Raw genomic sequence first — 21,130 nt, forward strand, 5'->3', positions numbered from 1 at the left:
TGCTCCTCGTGGTTTCGGTTGACGGGATGCGGGCTCCTGGCGCCCCTGGGGGCCTTTCGTGGGCTCGGTGGACCCGAGGGCCGCTCTTGTGCTGTTCGGCGCTCAGGCGGGCGCGGAGACGGCTTCCCGGGGGCCGGGTGCCGCACATCGAAGGTTCGGGCTTCATCCGCCCGCCTCGATCTGATCCGGTTTCGGCGCTTCCAACCCGAGTTGCACCGCCGCGAGTTCCACGGCCTCCCGGATCGACAAGCCCTCCTCCGAACCGGCCCGCAGAGCCTCCGCACGGGCATGCAGTTCGTCGGCGAGCACCTGCTGCTCGGCGGTGAGCACCGGACGACCACGGCGCCCGCGGGACGGCCGAGGAGCGGCGGGTTCTTGGATGTGGGTCATGTCGGCCTCGATTCGCTGTGTGGTGCGCGTTCTAACGGCCTCGGGGCGCCTTCCGGCCCTCGAGTGCCACCCGGAGCGCCCACAGGCCCTCACAGGGCCCCTGTGGACGCTCCGGGCGGTGGTGGTGCGGTGGGCGGCGGGAATCACGCCGCGGCAGGAAGGGCGGCGGCAGACGGCAGGCCGGTCGCGGCCGAAAGGACCGCGGTCGCGAACGGGACAGCGACGGCATTGCCAACCTGGAGGTACCGCTGACCCGCCCGGCCGGCGAACACCAGGCCCGGCCGGAACCCCTGAAGTACGGCAGCCTCAGCCAGCGTCGGCCGCATGTGGGTTACCCCAACCCGCTCCCGCCACTCGCCAACCCGCTCCGCCGCGGCCTTCATGGCCCGCCGGGTGCCGTTGCCGAACGGCTCCGCACCACCCGTCGCCGTACCGCCGCCCGTCACTGTGGGCGCCGGCCGCCGGGTGTAGCCCCAGCCGATCGCCTCCGCCATCGACACGTGCGGCAGCAGCCCCAGCCCGAACCCGTGGGTCGGCTCCGGCAACCTGACCTCCGCGACCCGGCTGGCAACGAGCACCGCACGCTTACGGTGCTGCGGCAGCCCGAAGTCCGCCGCATCCAGCACCCCGCACGCCGCCGAGTACCCCCAGTCGCGCAGGATCTCGACGTACTGCCCCCACAGCGGCAGCACTGCCGGCACCTGCTCCATTGCGATCCACTGTGGGCGCAGGTCGTAATGCCAGCGCATCGGCTCCGCCGTGAGGATCGACCGCTCGTCCAGGCAGGCAGCCTTGATGGCTGCCCGGGTGTCCCGTCCGCGGGCCAGGTCTTCCACCGCCTGCGCGACCAGCGGCCGGTCGTGCAGGCCGAGACGGCCACCCGAGCGCGAGTACGCCTGACACGGCGGCGAATCCACCTTGCCGACGGTCCGGCCACGGAACGGCTCGGTCGGGTAGTCGGCCACGTCGCACTGGACGGTGGCGTGCCCCGCATCGCTGCGAGTTCGGCAGGCCGCCCAGTCCAGCTCCAGCCCTACATCGGCGAGGCCGAGGGGGAGCATGCCCTCGGACCAGCCGATGCCGGCGAACCCGTGGACGATCAAGTCGGCGGTCATCAGGCGGCCTTTCCGGTCTGGGCGGTGGTGTCGGGTACGGCGCGGAGGTGCCGGCGACGGCGGACCGCGGGTTCGCCGATGGCGGCGGCCAACTCGGCGTAATGTGCGGCAGCCTCAGCCGGCGTGGTCACCCGACGGGGCCCGAGGAGCTGTACGCCCGTCTGCGGGCCTCTCACGCCCCCGAACGTCCCGGTGGGCAGTTCCTCCGCCAAAAGCCGCTCCAGGGGCGTCACAGCGTCTCCCCGGGGGCATCGTTCGCCAGCCGCAGCAACACCGCGGCGTGGCAGTGGTCTGGCTCGCCCGGCTCCGGCAACGGGCACGTGCACGCCAAGTCCTTGCCGCGAAGCAGGTGGAGATCCGCGAGGGTCCAGCCCTTCGTGCGCTTGCGCTGAACACGTTGCGGGCTCATGCGGTGACTCCTTCGCGGCTGACGGGATGCGCGGCGGCCGACCACGCGGTCAACATCCGCACGCCCTCGAACTCACTGCGGGGCGCCAACACCAGCTGGCCGAGCGGGCCCTGGATGCGCTCCAGGGCGACTTCCGCGGATCCGGCCCAGGTGCAGCAGACGGCGTACAGGCTGCGGCTGGTGCCGTTCAGCGCGATGGCGTTGACGATCGTCGCCGCGGGCTCGTACTCGCCGTCGACCGCGTACTGGAGCGCCGCGAGCGAGAAACGCTTGACCTCTTCGAGTTCCATGATCGTTGGCCTTTCAGGCGGCACGCGAGGTGCGGTCGGCTTCGGTGTGGCGCTGCGGATGCACGGCCCCGCCGGGGAGCGGGATGCCGCCGGCGTGGCACGGGGTGGACGGGGCGACCTGGCAGGCAGGGCAGACGGCGACGGTCCGAGCCCAGGCGTCGAGGCGGGCCGGATGCACTGGGCTGTCCGTGATCCGGTGGCGCCCCGACCGAGTCGTGCACGCCTCCCGTGCGCCAGCGCCACAGTGCGGGCACGGAACGCTGCGGGCCGGGTGCGGTGCGGTCCCCAGCAGGCGGCGGAGTTCATGAACGGTCATGGAGTGGCCTCGGGTTCTTCGATCGGGCAGGGACAGTCGGGCGGGCAGAAGTGCTGGCTGGGCGGGTGTGTGCCAGCTGGCCACTCGCCAGGTCGGCGCCCTGTTGGGGTGGGCTGCTGCTGTGGGGCGGGTTTTGCGTCGCGGCGGGCGACGCCCTCGGCGATCTGGGCGCGGAGGTAGGCACGCAGGTCGCCCTGGCAGCGCATCACGGTGATGTCGTCGGGGTCGACGTCGGTCATGACGCTTCGCCTTCGACGATCTCCGCGCCCCAGACCTCGTCGTTCTGCATTCGAACCAGCGCCAGACGGGAAGCGGCTCGGCGGCGTTCTTCTTCAGCTGTTCGCTGCTCGGCGGTCTGCTCGGTTGTCCCAGCCGCTGCCCGAAGGCGTGCGCCGTGCGGTTTCCGGCGGGGCTTGCCGATGGGCTGTTTCTCGCTGCCTCCCGGCGTCTTGCACGGCCGACCGATCGCAGCGCCGCATGCCGGGCAGCGGATACCGAGCGGGCCGGAGCGCCGTACTTCGGCAGCGAGGGATTCCTCGTCGGAGTCGGGCACCAGGCGGCCGATGTTGGCGCCTTCAAGGACCTTCGCGACGTCCTTGTGTGGGCCGCCGGTCAGCGCGGGGAGATCGGCCGGCGGGGCGACGTAGCCGGAAGCGATGGCCCGTACTTGTCGCCGGTAGCGGGCCAGGTACTGCGGCACCGTCTCATCCCCGATCGGCTCGTACTGGAAGTTTTCCAACCGCCGACTGCGGATCCTCGCGCGGAGCGTCCGCACGTGGTGGGGCAGGATCCACAACCGCTGTTCGGGATCCTTCGGCGGCGTCGAGTAGTAGGCGGCCACGGCGGCCTTGGTGTCGTGGTCGAGCGGAACGTCGTGCAGGGAGGAGGCCCAGGCAACGGCTGCGGCCTGGGAAGGCTTGCGGTTGTCGAAGGCGGAGCAGTGGCCCAGCAGTTCGGCGGCTTCTCTCGGGTTCATGCAGAGTCCTTGTCGAAAGACGCAGCGACAGCAGCCCAGCCGGAGACGGTTGTGTCGGTACCGGGGAGGGGCTGGCCGGAGTCGATGTCGATGACGTTGCCTCGGGGACCACCGGCGTTCATGGCCTGGTTGACGAAGCTGGGGATCGACGAGGGATCGGCGCCCTTGACCATCCAGTTGGCGACGCCGCGGCGGATGTCGTCGGGGTGGATCCGGTCGTCCAGAAGGTTTTTGATCTGTTTGGCGACGCGGCCGATGACGTTGCTGGGGGGGCGCTTAGTGCAACGCTCCAGCCACTCGCCGACGATCGTGTTGGTGCCCACGGGCTCCGGTTCTTCGGGCGCCGTCTCGGTCGCGCCGACGAAGTCGGATTCCTCGACGATGACGAGCTCGGTCTGCCCGGCCGCCTCAGCCGACGCGTCTTGTATGGGGCTGGGGGAAGGGGCAGGGGCAGGGGCAGGGGCAGGGGAATGCGCGTGTGATGCGGGCGCGTGCGCACGCGTAGAGGGTTCGGCAGGGGGTTCGGGAAGGGTTCGGGGGCGGTGTCGTGTCGGGTACGTGGAGGGTTCGACGGAGGTTCGCCAGGTGGTCCTCAACCTGCTGGCGGACGGATGGTCCGCGGGGCCCCGGCTCGGCGTTCAACTCGTCGAGGGGCAGGTTGTCCATCTCGTCCAGCAGGGCGCGGCGCAGCTTGACCGACGAGATCTCGGCGGCGCCGGAGACCATGGCGCCCATGACCTTGGGCATGCGCCAGACGCCGTCGTTACGGACGAACGTGCGGACCAGAAGTTCCTCGGTGTCGTCGTCCACGACGATGAACCGGGTCTCCTCCAAGGTGGCGATGCGCTTCTCCAACTCGGCCACCGTCAGGCCGCAGGCCTTGCGGGACCAGCGTCGCAGGGTGAGGTCGAGCAGGCCGGCGTGGTTGAGGTTGGGCTGGGAGATGAGGAACAGGTAGAGGCGCTGGTCGCCTTCTCCGAGGCTGATGAAATCCTGGTCCTCCCAGATGGAGGCGAGGATCCGGCCGTGTCCGCGGGCCATCAGGCGTCACCGCCCGCGACGTTCGCTTCGGTCAGGTACCCGTCGATGGTCGCGCTCAAGGAACGGCCGGCTCGCGTCGCAGCGGTCACCAAGAACGCTGGTTGTACGCCGACGGCGAGTGCCGTCTGAACCGTGTTGATGAACTGGATGGCGGCCGGGATGTCTGGGTTGGGGACTGCGTCAGGCCTCGCTCCGTCCCATTCGGATTCCCACTCGGCGAGTGCCTCTACGCAGGTCAGGAAGCGGCTGGTCGACTCTGACGCGGGGCGGCGGGAAGACCGCACGACGTCTCCGATGTACGACGAGATGTCGGTGGCGTTCTGGGCTCCGGCGCGGTACGCGGCCTCGGTGAGGTCTGCTTGGGAAGCCAGGCCGCAGGCGAGAACCTTGTGCGTTTCATCCGTGAAGAAGATGTCGTCGAAGTCGGTGACGGGCTGCCCAGTCCGTCCCCAGGCCCACTTCCACACCATGTAGAGGTGCGCGAACAGGGTGACACTTTGCTGTTCTGCGTCCCGCCGCAGGGCTGCTGCCTGTCGGAGCGAGCCCTGGTCGACATCGCCGACGCTGAATCCGGTCGGCAGGCTGCTGGTCTTGCCGCTGTTGCAGGGTTCGCAGGCGGTGACGAGGTTGGTGGGTGCGTCGGTGCCTCCGAGCGCTTTGGGGATGACGTGATCGACGCGCAGCGGTGCGTCGGGCGCCGTGGCACCGCAGTAGCGACACGCGAAGTTGTCGCGCCGCAAGATCTCGTAGCGGAGGCGCTTGGAGACGGCCATTGGTCTTCTTTCACGAGTGCTGATCGGTTTCGGGGCGCGTGGAACCAGGGCCCTTCAGGGCGGCTTCCTTTGGGCGGCGTTCGCCCTCTCGGCACGCCTCCACCATAGCGTAAGGTGCCCGTGCACCCGAGGGGCATTCGAGGGGCATTTGCTGCCACGCAGGTGCCCATCCTCTGCACGGTCAGCTACGCTGTGCTCATGACGACGAAGGGAACCCCCGGCCGCGTAATCCGCGTCGATGAAGAGACGTGGACGGCATACGAGGAGGTGTGCAAGGCCAAGGGGCTGTCGCGCGCCGCTGACCTGCGCGTCTACATCAACCAGCAGATCGCCGCCCACAAGCGTCGGCTTCGCGCCGAAGCAACTGGTTCCTGACACGTCTCCTCCTTCCGTCTGGCCGGCCCCGCGGCACCCCCGTGGGGTGTTGTCGTGTGTGGTCATGCGGCTTTGCGGTGAATGGGCCAGCCGGGGCCGGGCGGCATCTCGGGGGTGCCGCTGAGGGCGGCGGGCGTGTGTGCGGGGCAGCGGTGGCCACAGAGGAAGCGGCGGACTTCCTCGGCGTTCTGGCAGTAGCGACCCTCGGAGCCCAGCCAGTAGGTGCATGTCCTGTTCGCCGGCCGTCGTTTGCTGCTGTCGAGTACGGAAATCCGTTCTCTGCGATGGCTGTCGAAGCAGAGTGGACGGCCGTCGCGGTCAACGCATTGGGTCGGCCGTCCGCAGAGACGACAGGTTGGGACCGGGGCGTGAGACGTCAGGTCGACGGCTTGCGCGAACATCGCCGCGAGTTCCGCTTCCTTCTGTACGGAGTGGCCCTCGCGGACGCCTCGCCTGGTCTTTTCCGGACCGGCTGGGACGCCTCCGAGTAGCGCGATATCCGCACCAGCGATGTGGGTCGCGTACCGGTCGTAGGACTGCCGGTCGGTCCAGAAGAACCGGGGGGCGCCTACGATGCGGGCGTCGTACACGGGCATGTAGGCGCCGACGGGCGCTCCGCGCAAGACATCATCGAGCGCACCGGCCGTGACATGCCCCCGAGCGTGGGGCTTGCCGCACCCGCTGAACTTTCGGTTGGGGCACTGGTGCCCTTCTCCGGCTGTGCAGGTGTAGATCTCGACGTAGTAGATGCCGCCGCGGAACTCCAGTCGGTAGTTGACGTTCCGGATGACCCGGGGTGGAAGATCCCCGTCCGTCCGGAGGATCGGCACCATGCCCCTTACGGTGTCGGTGTCGGTGTGCCACATATTGGTGCGGCCAACGGCTGCCGCCAGACGTGTTCGCTCTGGGGCGCTGTAGCGGCCCGTGGCGCTGAATGGCGAGTGCTGATACTCGTAGGCGACGACCAGCGCGCCCGTCAGAAGGACATCGGCTCGCGTTTTCCCATCGGGGGCCCAAGCCTCCCGTTGAGGCTCATACCCTTCCGGTTCGCCTATGAGGACGGCGCGATCTTTGTGAGCCCGATGCTGCGGGCTTTCGACAGTCTCGTAGTCGTGGTCTGGGCGTGATTCACCCGCTTGGTGGCTGATGACGCGTGTGCCGCGGCCGGTGTTGTACGTCTTGAGCCACTGCACTTCTCGGTACTGCTGCCAGCACTTGGCACACTGAACCAGCTGTCGCTTGGCTGATCGGACGTTCCTAGAGCGCAGTTCTTCCCACTGGCGGTCGCTGAGCTTCTTCGCGTCGATCACGCCTCGGTCGTTCGCGTTTGCCTGGCAGCGCAATCCGCGGTCGATGACGATGATCTGGTTGTTCAACACGACAGATTCCTTTCGACTGGCTGGTCAGATCCGTGCGCCGATGCGTCGGAGGTCGTTGCGGATGCGGTCGAGTGCGGGTTTGGCGGGTGAGCAGGCGATGGTGAAGGCGCCGCCGTTGGGCCCTTGGACCCTGTAGTGGCCGGAGCGGGCGACGTGGATTCGGCAGCCGGCTCGTCGCGCCCGGCGGAGGAGGGCGCGGACGTCCTTGTTCATGCGGCCTCGATCTGGCGGGCGAGTTTCTCGGCGGCGCGCACGCGTTCGACGGCCACCTCGGCGTAGTGGCGGTCGATCTCCACCACGTGCGCGCGTCGGCCGAGGAGAACGGCGGCGACGGCTGTGGAGCCGGAACCGGCGCACGGGTCGACGACGAGGTCGCCGGGCTGTTCGGCATCGGCGCGCCGCGTGGAGGACTCGATCAGCTCCATCAGCAGCGGGATCGGCTTCTCGTTGCTGTGACGGCTGGCACCCCGCGAGTTGGGCCGCTGGTGTCGCAGGACACTGCCGTGCCGGAGGCGTGCGGCGAGTCGGCCGTCTCCTCGGGCGCGACCGGCGGCGGAGCGGGTGTGCACGCCGAACGCGATGGGCTCGTGCGCGGGCCCCCAGTTCTGTGCCAGGTTGCCCATGCCAGTCAGGCGCTTATCCCACATCAGGGGCGCGGTACCGCCGAGACGGAGCGGGGCGGCGAGCACGTCAGCGGCGTACCCGAAGGCGTAGACGTGGCGTCCTTCGGCGAGGCGGTCCGCCCATAGGCCGAGGGCGGTGGGCCAGTCCACAGAGCCGTCGTCCCCCGTGATCTCACTGAACGTGCCGGAGCGGCCGGAGTTGAACCGCACCCCGTAGGGCGGGTCGGTGAGCAGCAGCCCGTACCCGCGGGGGCAGGCGGCGATGACGGCGGGGTCGCGGCAGTCGCCCCACACCACGGTGGCGCGGTCGGACTGGTGGAGTATCTCGCCACCGGGCGGCGGGGTGAGGGTGAGGTCGAGGGGTTCGGCGGTGGTCACGATGCGGCCTTCCGTTCGGTGAGTTGTTGGTGGACACGCCAGCGTTGGTCGGGCTCCAACCCGCCGCGGATGCCGTGGCGCATGCTGGCGGCGGTGTCGCCTTCCCGATTGAGCGCGTCGTCGAGGCAGTCGAGGCGGACCTGGCAGGCCCAGCAGTCGTCCTTGGCCCGCTCGATGCGGGTGAGGTACCGGGCGCCGAAGCCGGCCGGGAAGAAGGTCTCGGGGTCGGTGCCGCGGCACTGTGCCTGGTCGTGCCAGTCGGTCATGCGGCGTCCTTTTTGCGCCGGTCGCGGGTTCCGCAGTGGAGGGTGCGGACGATCTCCCTCACGTGGCCGAGGCCGACTTCCTCGCCGATTCGGTGGTGGATTTCTTCGGGGCTGACGCCGAAGCGGGCGAGGTGGAGGACCTCGTCACGGCGGATAGCAGCCACGTCGTTGCGCTTGAGGGGGATGATGACGGCGTCATCGACCTCGGGTTCCGCGTTGGGGTCGTCAATGTTGTCGCCCCAGGCGAGAGGTCCGTGCCAGTCGTTGTTGGCGGCGCGACGTCGGGAACGTTCGCTGTCGCCGGTCGTGGCGACGAGGGTGCGGTATCCGTTGGCAATGCGCTTGGCGACGTGGAGGGCGATGGTGGTGCGATCGCCGGTGAGTAGGTCACTGAGGGTGGAGTGTTCGACCCCGGTGACTGCACTGATGGCTTTGACGGAGTGGGCCAAGCGCATGGCTGCCTGGATACGGCGGATGCTGCCGATGGCGGCTACTTGGCGCCCAGCCGGGATGGCGTCGCCGGGCTGGATGGCGAGGATGCGTGTGGCGACGTCTCGGCGAACTGTGGGTTGAAGTCGCCGGCGAATACGGGAGAGGACGCACTGGGAGGTTTCTGCTGCGGCGGCGAGCTGGACCCATCCGGCATCGTTGGCGAAGAGCATGTCGATGTGTTGGGCGATGGGTTCGACGGGGAGGCGGAGCTGGCGGCCGGTGGCGTTGAGGAAGCGCCTCCGCTTGTCGTAGCTGTTTTCGGCACTGCGGCAGGGGCCGCAGTTGCAGCCTGGGATGCCCATGGCGGGGCGGCCCTTTGCGCGGGCGGTGGTGCCGTGGTCGGCGAGGGGTTTCATGAGGGTGGTTCTCCTTCCGCGGCGGTGCGGCTGAGGTGCGGTGGTGGGTCAGACGGCGTTGTGGTGGCGGTGTCGTGTCACGGGATGTCCGGGCATCCGGGCGAGCACGGGCCGTACCGGTTCTTGAGGTCGTTGCAGACGGCGCAGGTGGGTGCGGTTCCGGCGGGGAGGTATGTGTGACCGGTGAGGTCGGCTCCGCAGAGGCCGAGGTCGGGGTTGCAGCAGTAGAGGTGGTTCTCGTCGGCGCCGGCGGTCGTGGCGGCGGGAACCGACTGGAGGCTCGTGGTCATGCGGCGTTCCTTCTTGCGGCCGGGGTGCCGATCCAGGTCCGCACCCCGGAGTGGTGAGTGGTGGGCCGGTCCGAGGTGGTCCAGCCGTGGGTGCGTATCCAGCCCTCGTCGGCGAGGAGCCGCATGAACCGGCCCCAGGTGTGCGCGGGGTCGGGCGGTTCGGGGAGATTCGCGGCGTCGGCGACCGTGTAGGTGGTGAACGGCCGGCCGGACGCTGCTGCGGCTTCATAGGCGGGGCGGACCGCGGCGAGCCAGGTTTCGTAGTCCTCGGCGCGCTGCACGGCGGCGGGTATGCGGGCCGGCGGGAGGGTGCCGTCGAGAGTCGGCTGGACCGGGGCGGTCACGCGGCACCGCCCAGTTCGGGCTGGAACGGTGCCCCGGGGATTTGCACCGGCCCGCTGCCGCCGAGACGGCGGTGAAGCTCGTGGAGTCCCTTCGCGGTCACGCGGACCTGCGGTGCATCGACGACGAGTTGCCCGGTGCGCGGGTGGTAGTGGGTTTTGGGGAGTTCGGAGAGCCAGCCGCGGGTGACTGCGGTCTGGAAGACGCGGGGTCGTCCGTCGGATATCTGCTGGTAGACCCACTTGTGGTCGGCCAGCATGGTGAAGAGACGGTTCTGCCCGAGCTGGATGTCGGGGTCTCGGGAAAGTATCTTGGCGGCGTCGCCGACGGAGAAGTCCCCGTCGGCGGAGGCAAGGACGTCCCAAGAGCGCGCGGCCGGCTCCAACTCGGCGACCCGGGCTTCAGCGGCGAGGCGTTTCTGCTCGGACTCGATCGCGGCCTGGAGGGCTTCGAGTTTCGTCATCTCGCGGGGCGGCTCGGCCGAGTAGGAGCCGGTCTCGCGGATCTGCCGCAGGATCTCCTTGACCTGCTTCTTGATGGCCTTGGCGCCGGGGAGGCTGCTGCGGAAGATCAGCTCCCACATGCCGTCCTCGTAGATGACGGAAAGCCGCTGGTCACCGCCAGGGGTACTCACAATCTGAGTACCCTTCTCGTCGTCCTCCAGGAGGCGAAGCGCGTTGCTTGCATCCCGGTGGCCCATGGTCTTGGCGAAGTCAGTTGCCACCGAGTAGGGGCGCCCATCGGCAGCGACGCCGAAGCGGATGTTGGTGTCCGAGACGTTGAAAACCTGCAACGCGTTGGTGGGTTCAGCGGTCACGTGGGTCTCCTGGTTCTGGGTGGGATGTGGTGGGGCCGTCCCCGCCCGGCTCGGCCGGGGACGGCCGGGGCGGTCAGGTGGCGGACGAGTCCGGGATGAGCGGCCACGCGCCTTCGATGCCCGCATTGGGGTGCTGTCGGCGCAGGTATTCCTGGTAGGAGGCGGCCTGTTCGGCGGCCCACGTGATCTGGTGCTTGTGGAGGTCGTCGAGGTCGAAGTCGCGGACGGCCGGGTAAAGGGAGCCGATCCGCCAGGCGACCCGTGCGGCGCCAAAGGCATCGGCCGCGGCGTCGTGTGCCCCGTCGAGCGCCACCCCGTAGTGCTGGCAGAGGTGGGTGAGGGTCCGCTTGCCGCGGCGATAGGTGTCGACCTGCTTGTCGAGGATGTACGGGTCGATGACCCGCAGGCCGTCGCCGACGAGATCGACGAGCGGGGTGATGCCGTGGCGTCGGGCTTCGCGGTCGAGGACGGTGAAGTCGTAGCGGGCGTTCATGGCGACGACCGGAATGTCCTGGGCAACGGCCTGTGCGAGTGCGGCGACGACCTGCTCAATCACCTCGGGCGCCGGGCGCCCCTCGGCCTGGGCGCGCTCGGTGCTGATCCCGTGGATCTTGGCGGCTTCCTCGGGGATCGGGACTCCCGGGTCGGCCATCCAGTTCGCGATCTGCGCCGGCTGACTGCCGCCGACGAGAGCGACGCAGGCGGTGACGATCCGGGCGACCTCAGGGGTCGGAGAAGTGGTCTCCGTGTCGAAGGCGGCCATTCGGCCGGTGTGCCAGGTCACTTGGCGTCCCCGTTCGCGGCGGTGCGCCAGGCGTTGATGTGGTCGCCGTCGCCGACGTAGCGGTCGGCGAGCTGTCCAGCGGTAGCGGCAGCGAGGGCAAGGGTTGCGTGAACCTGGGCGGCGGTCAGAGTGGCCGTGATTCGCTCGCTGGTGGCGGTGATGTCGCCGTCGTTGTCGGTAGCGTCACACAAGAGTCGTTCGGCTTCGAGGTAGTGCTCGGGTCCAGTCATGGTGTGGTCTCCTTGGGTGCGGGGACGCCCTCATTTCGGGTGAGGGCGTCCCCGCGGCTTGTTGGTCAGGACTGCGGGATGGTGGCCACGGCGGGCCACGGCGCGTCGTCGGGGACGACCTCGACGTCGTAGGCGCCGTCTTCGTCCGGCGTGACGAGTTCGGCGTCCTTGCGGGCGGCGATGGCCATGAGCTGCTTGGACAGCGGGTCGCTACCCTTCGGGTCGACGTGGCCCGCTTCTGCGGCCCGGCGCCAGGTGTCGCGGACGTCGTCGGACGTCAGGCCGCCTTCGGCCTCGGCGATGTAGTCCGGACGCGGCGCCTCGATAGCGAGGGCCGTGCTCTGGCCGGACGGGTTGAGAGCAAGCGCGGTGGGCAGCGGGCCAGCCAGGGCCTGGCGGGGAGTAACGCCGCGCAGTTCGACCACGACGACCGGGAACTTCTTCGTCTCCCCGTTCGCCACGCGCTGCCGCGGCTCGATCCGCAGGGTGACCGGCACGAAGCCCTGCCCGTTGGTGCCAGCGAGCACCATGTCGACCATGCCGCCCCACTCGGACGCGGCGTAGAACGAGTGGGTCTCCGCCCGCCACAGGCCCATGCCGGAGAGGTCCGGCAGCATCACGTTCAGGCGAGAGGTCGCCGAACAGACGCGGCCCTTCGCCTGGAGGTACCAGTTCTCGCCGAACTGGGCTGCGCACAGGCACGGCTTGCGGGACAGCGTCTCCGTCTCGCCGTCGCAGCGGCGGGCGCAACCGCCCTTGGACCACATCTCGTTGTACTGGTTGAGCGGATCGCCGGGGGTGATCAGGGCTTCGATGGACGATGCCTTGGTGATGACCCGCCACTGCTCGATGGTGGAGTTGAGCGGCTTCCACTGCTGGGGTTCGCCGCCCCAAAGTTCGGCGGCAGTACGGACGTGCTCTTCGGAGTGGGAGGTGATGACCCAGGTGGCGGAGCGGACGGGCCGGTTTCCCTGGGTGTAGCCGGTACGGAGCCGGCCGTGTTCGGCGGCCTTGCGCTGGATGTTGAGGAGTCTGGAGCCCATCAGGCTGCTGCCTTTCGGATGGTGCGGCGCCGCGCGGGGGCGGCCTTCTGGCCGGGGGCGAGGAGCGCCGGGTAGGTGGTGGGCGCGGCGTGGTGCCACAGGGCGTTGGTGAGGGCGCCGCGGAAGGCGCGGTGCGCGTCGCGGCCGGCGGGCATCTCGACGAGGGCGTGAGATCGGGCCCGCAGGTTGAGGACCCCGGTGCGCTGGATCTTCGGCATGGGGGCGTCCGTGTCGTCCGGCAGCAGTACGGTTTCGCAGTAGCGAAGGGCGGCGAGTTGCTGGGTGTTCTCCGGATAGACGGACTTGGCGGAGCGGGTGGCGGAGGTCTTGTAGTCGATGAGCCACAGTTCGCGCTTGCCGCCTGCGGCGGTGGGGAGCCAGATCATGAGGTCGGCGGTGCCGGCGTAGCCGAGGCGCCGGTTCATGCAGGTGATTTCGGTGGCGTATACGTCGCGGTCGGCGGCTATGCCCCACAGTGCGATCCAGCGGTCGAACTGGTTGAGGTAGGGGGCGACTTCCGGGTCGCTGGGGGTGGGGGCGCCGAGCATGCGGGCTTCGGCGGCGGAGTGGATGCGGTCGCCGAGGTTGGCGGCCCGGTCTCGGGCGTCGCGGTGAACCTGCTTGATTTCGCGGACCAGGTTGGTGCGGTCGGTGATGGCCCGGTGGGCGACCTCGATGCGGCGGTCGAGGACCCATTCGACGGTGAGCTTGACGGCCCAGGGCATGAGGGCGGCTTTGGCGACGGAGGTTGCGAGGACGTTGGTGACGGAGACGAGATCGGGGCCGCCGGCGGGGTCGCTGTAGTAGCGGCCTTGGTCGGTGTCGTGGGCGTGACGGGGGTCGGTCACTGGGTTCTCCGGTGGTTTGGCGTCCCGGCCGCCGCGCGGCGGTCAACGGCGGCCGGGCAGATGGTGGGTCAGGTGGCAGCGATGGTGCGGAGGCAGTCGAGGCCGCCGCGAACCCGCAGCAGATCGATGGCGGCCCCGTAGGCGGGGTAGGCGCGGCTGAGGCGTGCGGCGTTCTCGTCGTCGGCGTACTCCCACAGGGCCAGCAGCCGGGTGGTGAACGCCGAGGGCGGGTAACCGTTGGGGTCACGGCCGAAGAGGCACCACAGGACGTGTGCGGCTACGGCGGCCGGGATGTTCGGTGTCGACCGGTCGGCGGTGTGCTCGCGGATGGCGTCGCCGAGCATGGAGTGGAGGGTCGTGGCGTCGGCGAGAGGGATCTCCATGGGCAGGACCTCGGTGTTGCCGGGGAGGAATACGTCGATGTCGACGGTGGTGGTGTCGCCCGTGCCGTGGGTGGCGATGGACTGGCCCCAGCGGATCGGGGCTTCGGGGGTGGGCTCGTTCACGGGGTTCTCCTCAGACGCTCTCGAAGAGCGCTGCGGTGAACGCGTTCTCGCTGGCGGCAGCGGTGTTCCAGCAGTCGATGCACAGGAACGTGATGGGGAGCTGTACGCCGAACTCGTGCCAGGGCTGCTCTTCGGCCTGGAAGCGGAACAGCTTCTTCACCTGCGCGCAGTCGGGGCATTCGCCGGTGCGGACCGTACCGAGGATCAGTGCCTGCTGCTGACGGGCGAGTTCGTCCTGTACGGCGCCCCAGCTGGTGCCGCAGTCGACGCACGGGCCGGGCCGGGTGATCGAACCGAGCGGCGGCTGGCAGGGATGTGAGTGCTTACAGAGGGAGACGTTCATCGGGTTCTCCTGTGATGCTGAGGTTGGGTGCCCCGCCGGATATCCGCCAGCGGGGCGTTCGGCGTTCAGTTCTTGGCGGCCGTGGTGCAGCGGGGGTCGTTCGGGACGACGGCGACAGCGCCGTACTTGTCGTCGCCGTGGTAGGTCACGTAGACCCGGTTCGGCCCGTCGCACTTGGAGGCGATGTTGTTGAACCCGTCAGGCATCGTGATGACCTCGGCCGGGTTGTTGTTGGTGCCGTTGCGGGGGCTGTCCTTGAACGGTTCGGCGGTCTTGTCGGCGGAGCAGCCGGCGAGGGCGAGAACGGCGGTGGCGGCGAGGGCTGCGGCGATGGTGCGGGTGTGGTTCACGGTGGGTTCTCCTGTTCAGGCGGCGTTCGGGATAGCGGCGCGTTCGCCGACGTAGCGGGCGTAGACGGCGGTGCCCATCTCGGTGTCCTCGCAGCGGGCCGTGTAGGAGCCGGCGGGCTCGTAATAGGGCAGCCGGTAGGCGTGGATGATCCGGTAGGCGACGTTCTTGGCGTTGTGCCGTGCCGAGTAGGTGCCGACGGGGAGTTCCAGGCCGGGGACTTCGCGGAGGGCGTCGGCGATGGGTTGGTGCCGCACGAGGGTGTGGGCGGCACGGTTTCGGTGGGTCATCGGGTGCTCCGGCGGTTCATGTGGCGGCAGAATCCGAGCCACAGGGCGACGGTGATGAGGACGGTGATCACGAGGCGGCTCCGATCCCGGCGGTACGGGATGTCCGGGGCTCGACCAACCGGCGGTTCCCACGCTGCCCGATTTGGACGCCCTGCGCTTCGTGCAAGCGAGCAAATTTCAACGCCGCGCTTCGTGCTTCCGCACAGAACCCCAGCGCGGTCGTGGCGACGGCGCTCACGTGGCGGCTCCCTGTGTGGTCACCCAGTACCGGCGGTTGGGGTGGTCGATCCGGGTGAGACCCCCGTCGGTTTCGATGGCGGCGAGGAGCCGGCGGGCGGAGTGTCGGTCGATGCTGATGCCGTCGGCTCGGAGGGCGTTCATGGCGACCGTGGTGGTCCACTGCTGGCCGGGGTTGCTGCGGATGGCGCTGTAGAGGGTGTTGAGGCGGTAGGTGCCGGCGGCGGTCACGACGCGCCCCCGTCCTGCGCCGGTGCCGGGGCGAGCGCGGCGCGGATGCGGCGGACAGCGATGGCCATGCCGTCGTCGGCGACGGGGTACAACTCGCGCTCGATCCGGTCGCACTCGGCGAGCGCGCGGACTACGGCGGCGGATGCGGGTGGGTCGGGCTGCTCGCCGCCGAGGATGCGGCCGATGGCCATGGCGAGGCCGACTTCGCCGGGCCGGTCGCGCCAGACGACGAGGGCCTCGTGGATGGCGGTGATCCGCTGCTCGGCGGCCTCGGCCCGCTGCCGGGCGTCGGCCAGCGCGTCGTCCCGGACGGCCAGCACGGCGGCGGCCTGCTCGGCGGGTATCAGCGCGCGGCACTCGTCCAGGGCGGCGGCGTACTGCTCGCGCAGCTGCTCCCGCCCGTCGTCCGGCGTGCCGGGCTCGGCGTCCGGCGCGGTGGCGGGGTTGTCAGTCACGGTCGGTCTCCGGGGTCGAGGAGGGCAGGCGGACGGTGCCGGTCGGCGGGTACTGGGCGACGTGCTCGGCGGTGCTGATGCCGGGGCAGCCGAGGTGGAACGGGTGCGGCCGGGTGATCGGGCAGCGGCGTCGGTTCGGCTCGGGCGGGGCGCCGGGGCAGGTGCAGTCCTGGGTGACCCAGTAGTCGCAGGGCTCCGGGTGCACGCGGGCGCGCTCGGCGGCGAGGCGGTCGGTAGCGCGCGCCCAGGCGTCGAAGGGGTTCGGTCGTCGCGGGGCCGGGGCGTCCGGCGCGGTCTCCGGCTGCGGCGCGGGGACGGCCGGGCACGGCCAGCGGTTGCCGCAGGCGCACCAGTGGCACCCGTCCAGCGGGTCCGGAGTGGCGTCGTAGTGCAGCGGCGCGGTGGCCTGTGGGGTGTAGGGGTGCCGGCCGGGCCCAGCGCAGGCGAGGCAGCGGGGCTGCCGGTCGTCGTGCGCGGCGCGCTGGTGGCCGCACACGCAGACCGCCGCGGCGTCCGCGCCACCGTCCTTGCCGCTGGCGCGGTGCCAGCGGCGGGCGTACCCGCAGTGCGTGCACAGGCCGGCGTGCGGGCCCGGGGCGTACCCGGGGCAGGCGGCGACCGGCTCCGGGGTGCCCATCGGGGCGTCCGGCGCGGTCTCCGGCTGCGGCGCGGGGTCGTAGCACGCCTCGGGGGTGTGCACCGTCAGCAGCGTCTGCCCGCCGCAGTCACACGTCGCGGGGGCCTGCCCGGCGGCAGCCAGCTCGGCCACCGGCGGGATCGTGGCGCCCTTCTCGATACCCAGCCGTACCAGCGCGGCGGCGTCCCGCAGGACGGCCGTGCAGTGGTAGCAGCAGCCGTCGTGCCGGGCGCGGAGCTGGGTGAGCAGCGCGGTCCACGCCTCCGCGCGGGCGGCGGCCTCCACCGCGTCCAGCACCGGCATCACGGCAGCGACCGCCAGGCGCCGGACGTGGGTGTTCTCGATGTCGGAGGCGCTGATCGCTGCCTCCACTCGGCGCCGCATCTCGTCCCGGGCGGTCACTGGCCCTCACCCGCCTCGGCGCAGTCGGGGCACAGGTCGCGGCCGTTGCGGCCGTCGCGGCGGTGTCGCCACCCATCAGCGCGGGCCACGCGACGCAGCTCCGCAGCCGTCTCGCCGGGCGTCTCAGCCATGCCGATCCACGCCCCGCACGGCTGGCCGCTGACGCCGTCGCACCACAGACGGCGGTAGGTCATGACGCTCACAGCGCACCGTCCTCGGTGGCCGGGGCGGCGGCCACCATCCGGTACGGCGGCGCGTCATCGTCGTCCGAGTTGTTCCGCTCGATCTCCCCGGCCGCCAGCAACGCCTTGATGCAGTCCTCGCACAGCAGGCGCCCGTCGGCAAGGAGTACCCAGCCGCAGGACTCCGCCTCGTCGATCGCCTCGGCCGCAGACGGGAAGTGAGGCGTGAAGTCGTGCTCGAAGTCGTTGACGTTCTTGCACCGGTCGCAGGCGACCGAGTAGCAGGTGTGCTGGGTCGTGCTCATCGGGTCCCCCCGGGGATGTGACGGGTGTGGGTGAGGTGTGCGGCCAGCACGGCCATGCGCGGGTGGCGGGCCCGGTGACGGGGCGGGCGGTGCATGGCGGCGGCCCGGGTACGGCCGTAAGCCAGCCAGCAGCAGACGGCCCGCCGGAACAGACGGCCCAGCCACCGGCCAGACGCACCACCCCGCAACACCACGGCGGACACCAGCGCGTAGACCACGACGGCCGCGCCGAACATCTGCGGCTCGGACAGGTGCGGGGTCACCGGGACTCACCGCCGACGAACAGGGCGTCTTGGCCGTGGGGCGGCCGCCGGGCCGCGGCCTCGGCCAGCGCGCGCACATCGGCGGGAGTGACTGCGCCACCAACGCCCAGCACGAGCGCCGTCAGACGCCTGCTGTCCGCGGAAACACCGTCGCCCCAGGCGGACGCAGCCGCTACGCCTCCCTCGGCGCACACACGACCCCACCGCGCCGCGAACGGTTCACCGTCGCAAGCGACTGCCGTGCACGTTTTCCAGATGAAATGTGCCATAACGCCGGTCGTTATTCCGACCGGACCACCCGGGCGCCGACGACGACCACGGCGATAACTCCGCGCCCACGACGACCGGAGGTCGTCGTCCTCCATCAGGTCGGCCACCCGGTGCAGGACCTGGGCGTCAGTACCGAGACGACCATCTCGCGACTGCCGGTCGAATCGAGCGGCCCGCAAGCGCTCCAGCACGTCACCCACCGGCGACAGCGCCACCGGCACCTCGGCCGGCCCGTCCGCGTGGTTCATGCCGCCACCCCGCCATCCACCACAGCCAGCGGACGGGCCGCCGGGTGGTAGACCTCCGAGCCCTGCCGCAGCAACTGGCCCAGATCCGTGCGGGACAGGCGCATCTCCGCCGGGCCCATGTCGGCCTCGGCTTCGATGTCGTCGACCAGGGCGTCGATCTCCGCGCCCTCCGCGTCATCCGGAGATGCCACCGCATCGATGAGGGCGTCGAGGGCGTTCTGCACGTCGGTCGCGTGGTCCCCGCGCAGGGCCAGAGCCAGCTGGGTGAGGGTGTCGCGGCGGATACGGTCCGCCCGCAGCGTGGTCTCGCCCAGGATGTTCGAGGTGATGGACAGGTCGAGGCGGATCATTAGGCCACGCCCTTCCAGCAGTCGCCGGCGATGGAGGCGGTGAAGTCGCCGGGGGTCTGCTCGCCGGCGGGAACCGGCACGGACACCCGTACCGGGACCGGGGCGCCCGGCAGGCCGTCAGCGGTGGTGTGGAGGACCCACAGGTCCACGCCGTGCGGCGTCGGGTGCACGGTGATCCGGCCGCCCCGGGCGTACATCCACTGGCCGAGGTCGTCCAGCGATGTGACGGTCACGTGGGCCGCGTCCGGGCGACCGGTCAGCGAACCGATCGGCAGAGGCTGGGAGTCGCACATCGCCTCGACCGAAGCCACGTTCCGGCGGGACAAGAACAGGGGAGACGTCGGCAGTTCCAGCAGCAGGGCAGTCACGACGCCACCTCCGGGCGGGTCAAGGACGCGACCACGGCGTCCGGGTGATCGATCGCGAGGTGCGCGAACGCGTCCTCGACGGCGGGGGCTTCCAGGTCGTGCGCCTGGGCGACACGGGCCATCAGGACGGAAAGCGGCACGTCCTGAGCGGCGATACGGGGCGCCCGGCCGGGCAGCAGCTCCACCGGGCACCAGTCCCACCGGTGAGACTCGCCCGCGATGCGGTACATCGTCTCGCCGGACCGCAGGTCCCGACCGGTGATCCACACCCCGTCCTCGCCGGCGGTGGTGCCGTCCGGTAGACGGACCTCGAACTGGTGGCGGTCCGGCGCCGTCGACACGACCTCGAACCGGGTCATGTCATCCCAGTCGATGAGCTGGTCGCCCGGGCGGAGCTCCACCGACGTGGGGCGCTCAGGGAGCTCGGCCGCCTCGGCCGGGACGCGGTACTCCGTCGCCAGCCCGGCCAGCTCCCGCGCGGCGGCCAGGTCCGCCCGCAGGCGGTCCACCTCAGCGCTCTGCCCGTCGATCTGCCGCTGGAGCACCTGCTCCGCCGTCGCCCCGGCCGCGCACTGCACCCGCAGGCGGTCCACCACGGCCAGCAACGCGGTGATGTTCTCGGGCGCTGCCGCCATCCACAGGGCCAGATCCCCGGCCCAGTCCGGCAGAGTCGCCAGCACCGTGCCGTCGTGCAGCACCTGCCAGCAGCCACGCTCGTCGGTGCCGCCCTCGACCTCACGGATCGTCCACGGGTTCGGCAGCCACTCCGTCGGCTGACACTGGCGGATCTCCACCGGCCGCCCGGGGCTCAGAGGTTCGGGGGTCTGAGAAGATGAAGCCATCGCAGGCTCCTCCATTCGGTGAGTGGTGAGGGGTGTTGCGTAGGCCCCGGCTGCCGGTGACCGGACAGAAACCGGCGGTTGGGGCCGTGAAGCCGCTCTAGGCGGCGATGGAGCGGGGGCGGTGCCCCTGGCGAGTCGGGTCGATCTCCCGGTGCTCCGCCACGGCCGCGATGTGCTTCCGGCGCATCCGGCGGAACTTGCCGATGAACGTGAACGGGATCGTCTTCTCGTTCATGCGGTCTTCGACCCAGTTCTCGGAGACTCCGAGCAGCTCAGCAGCCTGAGCCGGCGTGTAGCACCGGATTTCCGGGTCGGCTTCCGCCACGGTCGAAGACCGGGCGATGCTCTCCAAGGCCACGACAAGACGTTCGAGGAGAGTGGTATCCAGGACCACGGTCTCCGGCAGTGGGGGGCTGGTCAGGCTCACGGTGGGGTCTCCCTTGTGATTGCGTCGATGGGTATGCCGAGCGCGGCTGCGATCTGTCGGAGCGTGTCGTCGCTCGCCTGGCGCTGGCCGGTCTCGATGCGGCTGAGGAAGCTGGGGGTTCTCTCCGCAAGGCTTGCGAGCCGTCTCAGGCTGAGTCCGCGAGCCTCACGGATGGACCTGATTGCGGCTCCGTTCGGTGTCACAACACCTAACGTAGACCTAACGACCGGGATTCACAAGGCGTTGATCCGCCTTCAATATGTGTTCATCCGTGTTAACCGGGCGCCCCTTGGCCTTCACTAGGTGAAACGCCGCCCCCGGGCGCACCCCTACGCCGCACAAAGGACCCACCGGGTAGCCAGTCTGCGCAACCAGAAGCACGACAGGCTCACCGAGGCACATCCAGGCAACAGCTACGCGCCAGTACTACGGATCAACACAGGTCAATTAGGGGAACCAGTGGGTGCCCGTTGCCTCTCGGTAGGGCATGATGACCGCATGACCCAGGACTGGAAGCGGCTCGGCGACGCCATCAGGGACGCCCGCACCTCGCGAGGCATGACCCAGATCGACCTCGCCACCGCGGCAGAGGTCAGCGAAGCGACCGTTCAAAACCTCGAAGGCGCCCGCAAAAACCCCCGCCGCCGCCCCCCCTCACTCCCCCGCATCGAAGCCGCGCTCAACTGGGCCGCCGGCTCCGCCACCCGCATCCTCGAAGGAGGCGCCCCCCTCGACGCCCCCTCTCCCCCCGCCAGCGCTCCCCCGCCAGCCAGCGACAGCCAACTCCCCCTCCGCGTCCAACACGAACTGCGCGACAGCGAGGTCGTCGACACCGATGTCCTCGACCTGTCCGCCGGCGGCATGCGCCTGGTCGTCGTCGTCACCCGCGGGGG

39 protein-coding genes are annotated in these 21,130 nt (G+C 70.2%); 2 read left to right on the forward strand and 37 right to left on the reverse strand.

Translation table 11 applies throughout. The features are described 5' to 3' along the window. Positions 1-162 precede the first annotated feature (162 nt). The 10 genes from POF43_RS24195 to POF43_RS24235 all read right to left on the reverse strand — a co-directional run bounded on the left by POF43_RS24195 (position 163) and on the right by POF43_RS24235 (position 5,310). On the reverse strand, positions 163-330 hold the full coding sequence (locus POF43_RS24195; protein ID WP_271322051.1) for a hypothetical protein: 168 nt from the start codon (positions 328-330) through the stop codon (positions 163-165). Positions 331-533: 203 nt separating this feature from the next. Next, positions 534-1,505: a DNA cytosine methyltransferase gene (locus POF43_RS24200; protein WP_271322050.1), complete on the reverse strand. Its 972-nt coding sequence runs from the start codon at positions 1,503-1,505 to the stop codon at positions 534-536. A 229-nt stretch (positions 1,506-1,734) separates the two neighbouring features. Then, on the reverse strand, positions 1,735-1,914 hold the full coding sequence (locus POF43_RS24205) for a DUF4326 domain-containing protein (RefSeq protein ID WP_271322049.1): 180 nt from the start codon (positions 1,912-1,914) through the stop codon (positions 1,735-1,737). After that, entirely contained in the window at positions 1,911-2,204 is a 294-nt protein-coding gene (locus POF43_RS24210) for a hypothetical protein (protein WP_271322048.1), read from the reverse strand. Before POF43_RS24210 ends, POF43_RS24205 begins: the two co-directional genes overlap by 4 nt. A 13-nt stretch (positions 2,205-2,217) precedes the next feature. Next, on the reverse strand, positions 2,218-2,520 hold the full coding sequence (locus POF43_RS35355) for a zinc finger domain-containing protein (RefSeq protein ID WP_443732113.1): 303 nt from the start codon (positions 2,518-2,520) through the stop codon (positions 2,218-2,220). After that, complete coding sequence (locus POF43_RS24215; protein WP_282704746.1) at positions 2,517-2,759, reverse strand: hypothetical protein; 243 nt, start codon at positions 2,757-2,759, stop codon at positions 2,517-2,519. The genes POF43_RS35355 and POF43_RS24215 overlap by 4 nt, the downstream gene beginning before the upstream one ends. Next, on the reverse strand, positions 2,756-3,496 hold the full coding sequence (locus POF43_RS24220; protein ID WP_271325998.1) for a zinc finger domain-containing protein: 741 nt from the start codon (positions 3,494-3,496) through the stop codon (positions 2,756-2,758). Before POF43_RS24220 ends, POF43_RS24215 begins: the two co-directional genes overlap by 4 nt. Further along, the gene (locus POF43_RS24225; RefSeq protein ID WP_282704747.1) at positions 3,493-3,819 is read right to left on the reverse strand and encodes a hypothetical protein; all 327 of its coding nucleotides are present in this window, start codon (positions 3,817-3,819) and stop codon (positions 3,493-3,495) included. The genes POF43_RS24220 and POF43_RS24225 overlap by 4 nt, the downstream gene beginning before the upstream one ends. 85 nt (positions 3,820-3,904) lie before the next feature. After that, entirely contained in the window at positions 3,905-4,537 is a 633-nt protein-coding gene (locus tag POF43_RS24230) for a hypothetical protein (protein WP_282704748.1), read from the reverse strand. Further along, entirely contained in the window at positions 4,537-5,310 is a 774-nt protein-coding gene (locus POF43_RS24235) for an HNH endonuclease (protein WP_271322958.1), read from the reverse strand. Before POF43_RS24235 ends, POF43_RS24230 begins: the two co-directional genes overlap by 1 nt. Before the next feature lie 198 nt (positions 5,311-5,508). On the opposite strand from POF43_RS24235, the gene POF43_RS24240 reads away from it, so the two are divergent. Next, a complete protein-coding gene (locus tag POF43_RS24240) occupies positions 5,509-5,685 on the forward strand; it encodes a hypothetical protein (protein ID WP_271322959.1) in 177 nt (58 codons plus the stop codon). 62 nt (positions 5,686-5,747) lie between these two features. On the opposite strand, the gene POF43_RS24245 is transcribed toward POF43_RS24240, so the two are convergent. From POF43_RS24245 to POF43_RS35205, 27 genes are all read right to left on the reverse strand, one after another. Then, on the reverse strand, positions 5,748-7,064 hold the full coding sequence (locus POF43_RS24245) for a hypothetical protein (protein WP_271322960.1): 1,317 nt from the start codon (positions 7,062-7,064) through the stop codon (positions 5,748-5,750). 209 nt (positions 7,065-7,273) lie between these two features. Further along, on the reverse strand, positions 7,274-8,065 hold the full coding sequence (locus POF43_RS34970; protein ID WP_271322962.1) for a DNA-methyltransferase: 792 nt from the start codon (positions 8,063-8,065) through the stop codon (positions 7,274-7,276). Continuing rightward, a complete protein-coding gene (locus tag POF43_RS24255; protein ID WP_271322963.1) occupies positions 8,062-8,331 on the reverse strand; it encodes a WhiB family transcriptional regulator in 270 nt (89 codons plus the stop codon). The genes POF43_RS34970 and POF43_RS24255 overlap by 4 nt, the downstream gene beginning before the upstream one ends. Further along, positions 8,328-9,179 (reverse strand): hypothetical protein, encoded by an 852-nt coding sequence (locus tag POF43_RS24260; RefSeq protein ID WP_271322964.1) that lies wholly within the window; start codon positions 9,177-9,179, stop codon positions 8,328-8,330. The genes POF43_RS24255 and POF43_RS24260 overlap by 4 nt, the downstream gene beginning before the upstream one ends. Positions 9,180-9,256: 77 nt before the next feature. Then, entirely contained in the window at positions 9,257-9,469 is a 213-nt protein-coding gene (locus tag POF43_RS24265) for a hypothetical protein (RefSeq protein WP_271322965.1), read from the reverse strand. After that, positions 9,466-9,813, reverse strand: coding sequence for a hypothetical protein (locus POF43_RS24270; protein ID WP_271322966.1), 348 nt, complete (start codon positions 9,811-9,813; stop codon positions 9,466-9,468). Before POF43_RS24270 ends, POF43_RS24265 begins: the two co-directional genes overlap by 4 nt. Further along, entirely contained in the window at positions 9,810-10,628 is an 819-nt protein-coding gene (locus tag POF43_RS24275) for a phage antirepressor KilAC domain-containing protein (protein WP_271322967.1), read from the reverse strand. The genes POF43_RS24270 and POF43_RS24275 overlap by 4 nt, the downstream gene beginning before the upstream one ends. Before the next feature lie 73 nt (positions 10,629-10,701). Beyond that, positions 10,702-11,412, reverse strand: a complete 711-nt coding sequence (locus POF43_RS24280) for an exonuclease domain-containing protein (protein WP_271322968.1) — start codon at positions 11,410-11,412, stop codon at positions 10,702-10,704. Further along, positions 11,409-11,642, reverse strand: coding sequence for a hypothetical protein (locus POF43_RS24285; RefSeq protein ID WP_271322969.1), 234 nt, complete (start codon positions 11,640-11,642; stop codon positions 11,409-11,411). The genes POF43_RS24280 and POF43_RS24285 overlap by 4 nt, the downstream gene beginning before the upstream one ends. Before the next feature lie 65 nt (positions 11,643-11,707). Beyond that, positions 11,708-12,685: a recombination directionality factor gene (locus POF43_RS24290; protein WP_271322970.1), complete on the reverse strand. Its 978-nt coding sequence runs from the start codon at positions 12,683-12,685 to the stop codon at positions 11,708-11,710. Further along, positions 12,685-13,533, reverse strand: coding sequence for a hypothetical protein (locus POF43_RS24295; RefSeq protein ID WP_271322971.1), 849 nt, complete (start codon positions 13,531-13,533; stop codon positions 12,685-12,687). Before POF43_RS24295 ends, POF43_RS24290 begins: the two co-directional genes overlap by 1 nt. Before the next feature lie 68 nt (positions 13,534-13,601). Further along, complete coding sequence (locus POF43_RS24300) at positions 13,602-14,039, reverse strand: hypothetical protein (protein WP_271322972.1); 438 nt, start codon at positions 14,037-14,039, stop codon at positions 13,602-13,604. A 10-nt stretch (positions 14,040-14,049) separates the two neighbouring features. After that, complete coding sequence (locus POF43_RS24305) at positions 14,050-14,382, reverse strand: hypothetical protein (RefSeq protein WP_271322973.1); 333 nt, start codon at positions 14,380-14,382, stop codon at positions 14,050-14,052. A gap of 65 nt (positions 14,383-14,447) precedes the next feature. Then, positions 14,448-14,732 (reverse strand): hypothetical protein, encoded by a 285-nt coding sequence (locus POF43_RS24310; RefSeq protein ID WP_271322974.1) that lies wholly within the window; start codon positions 14,730-14,732, stop codon positions 14,448-14,450. A gap of 15 nt (positions 14,733-14,747) precedes the next feature. Next, positions 14,748-15,020, reverse strand: a complete 273-nt coding sequence (locus POF43_RS24315) for a hypothetical protein (protein ID WP_271322975.1) — start codon at positions 15,018-15,020, stop codon at positions 14,748-14,750. Between the two features lie 234 nt (positions 15,021-15,254). After that, positions 15,255-15,488 (reverse strand): hypothetical protein, encoded by a 234-nt coding sequence (locus POF43_RS24320; protein ID WP_271322976.1) that lies wholly within the window; start codon positions 15,486-15,488, stop codon positions 15,255-15,257. Beyond that, positions 15,485-15,943, reverse strand: coding sequence for a hypothetical protein (locus POF43_RS24325; protein ID WP_271322977.1), 459 nt, complete (start codon positions 15,941-15,943; stop codon positions 15,485-15,487). The genes POF43_RS24320 and POF43_RS24325 overlap by 4 nt, the downstream gene beginning before the upstream one ends. Beyond that, positions 15,936-16,952 carry a hypothetical protein gene (locus POF43_RS24330; RefSeq protein ID WP_271322978.1) on the reverse strand — a complete coding sequence of 339 codons (1,017 nt, stop codon included), beginning with the start codon at positions 16,950-16,952 and terminating at the stop codon, positions 15,936-15,938. Before POF43_RS24330 ends, POF43_RS24325 begins: the two co-directional genes overlap by 8 nt. 26 nt (positions 16,953-16,978) lie before the next feature. Next, positions 16,979-17,185 carry a hypothetical protein gene (locus POF43_RS24335; protein WP_271322979.1) on the reverse strand — a complete coding sequence of 69 codons (207 nt, stop codon included), beginning with the start codon at positions 17,183-17,185 and terminating at the stop codon, positions 16,979-16,981. Further along, positions 17,182-17,469 (reverse strand): hypothetical protein, encoded by a 288-nt coding sequence (locus POF43_RS24340; RefSeq protein ID WP_271322980.1) that lies wholly within the window; start codon positions 17,467-17,469, stop codon positions 17,182-17,184. The genes POF43_RS24335 and POF43_RS24340 overlap by 4 nt, the downstream gene beginning before the upstream one ends. Beyond that, positions 17,466-17,732 (reverse strand): hypothetical protein, encoded by a 267-nt coding sequence (locus POF43_RS24345; RefSeq protein WP_271322981.1) that lies wholly within the window; start codon positions 17,730-17,732, stop codon positions 17,466-17,468. Before POF43_RS24345 ends, POF43_RS24340 begins: the two co-directional genes overlap by 4 nt. Further along, positions 17,729-18,250, reverse strand: a complete 522-nt coding sequence (locus POF43_RS24350; RefSeq protein ID WP_271322982.1) for a hypothetical protein — start codon at positions 18,248-18,250, stop codon at positions 17,729-17,731. Before POF43_RS24350 ends, POF43_RS24345 begins: the two co-directional genes overlap by 4 nt. After that, positions 18,247-18,600, reverse strand: a complete 354-nt coding sequence (locus POF43_RS24355; RefSeq protein WP_271322983.1) for a hypothetical protein — start codon at positions 18,598-18,600, stop codon at positions 18,247-18,249. The genes POF43_RS24350 and POF43_RS24355 overlap by 4 nt, the downstream gene beginning before the upstream one ends. Further along, on the reverse strand, positions 18,600-18,968 hold the full coding sequence (locus tag POF43_RS24360) for a hypothetical protein (protein WP_271322984.1): 369 nt from the start codon (positions 18,966-18,968) through the stop codon (positions 18,600-18,602). The genes POF43_RS24355 and POF43_RS24360 overlap by 1 nt, the downstream gene beginning before the upstream one ends. After that, entirely contained in the window at positions 18,965-19,810 is an 846-nt protein-coding gene (locus POF43_RS24365; protein WP_271322985.1) for a hypothetical protein, read from the reverse strand. Before POF43_RS24365 ends, POF43_RS24360 begins: the two co-directional genes overlap by 4 nt. Positions 19,811-19,907: 97 nt before the next feature. Beyond that, positions 19,908-20,237, reverse strand: coding sequence for a helix-turn-helix domain-containing protein (locus tag POF43_RS24370; protein WP_271322986.1), 330 nt, complete (start codon positions 20,235-20,237; stop codon positions 19,908-19,910). Continuing rightward, positions 20,234-20,440: a helix-turn-helix domain-containing protein gene (locus tag POF43_RS35205; RefSeq protein WP_372516113.1), complete on the reverse strand. Its 207-nt coding sequence runs from the start codon at positions 20,438-20,440 to the stop codon at positions 20,234-20,236. The genes POF43_RS24370 and POF43_RS35205 overlap by 4 nt, the downstream gene beginning before the upstream one ends. Before the next feature lie 295 nt (positions 20,441-20,735). On the opposite strand from POF43_RS35205, the gene POF43_RS24375 reads away from it, so the two are divergent. Then, positions 20,736-21,130: helix-turn-helix domain-containing protein (locus POF43_RS24375; protein ID WP_282704749.1), on the forward strand; the 395-nt coding region annotated here is incomplete at its 3' end.

It is taken from the genome of Streptantibioticus silvisoli, assembly GCF_027947535.2.
GTDB lineage: Bacteria > Actinomycetota > Actinomycetes > Streptomycetales > Streptomycetaceae > Streptantibioticus_C > Streptantibioticus_C silvisoli.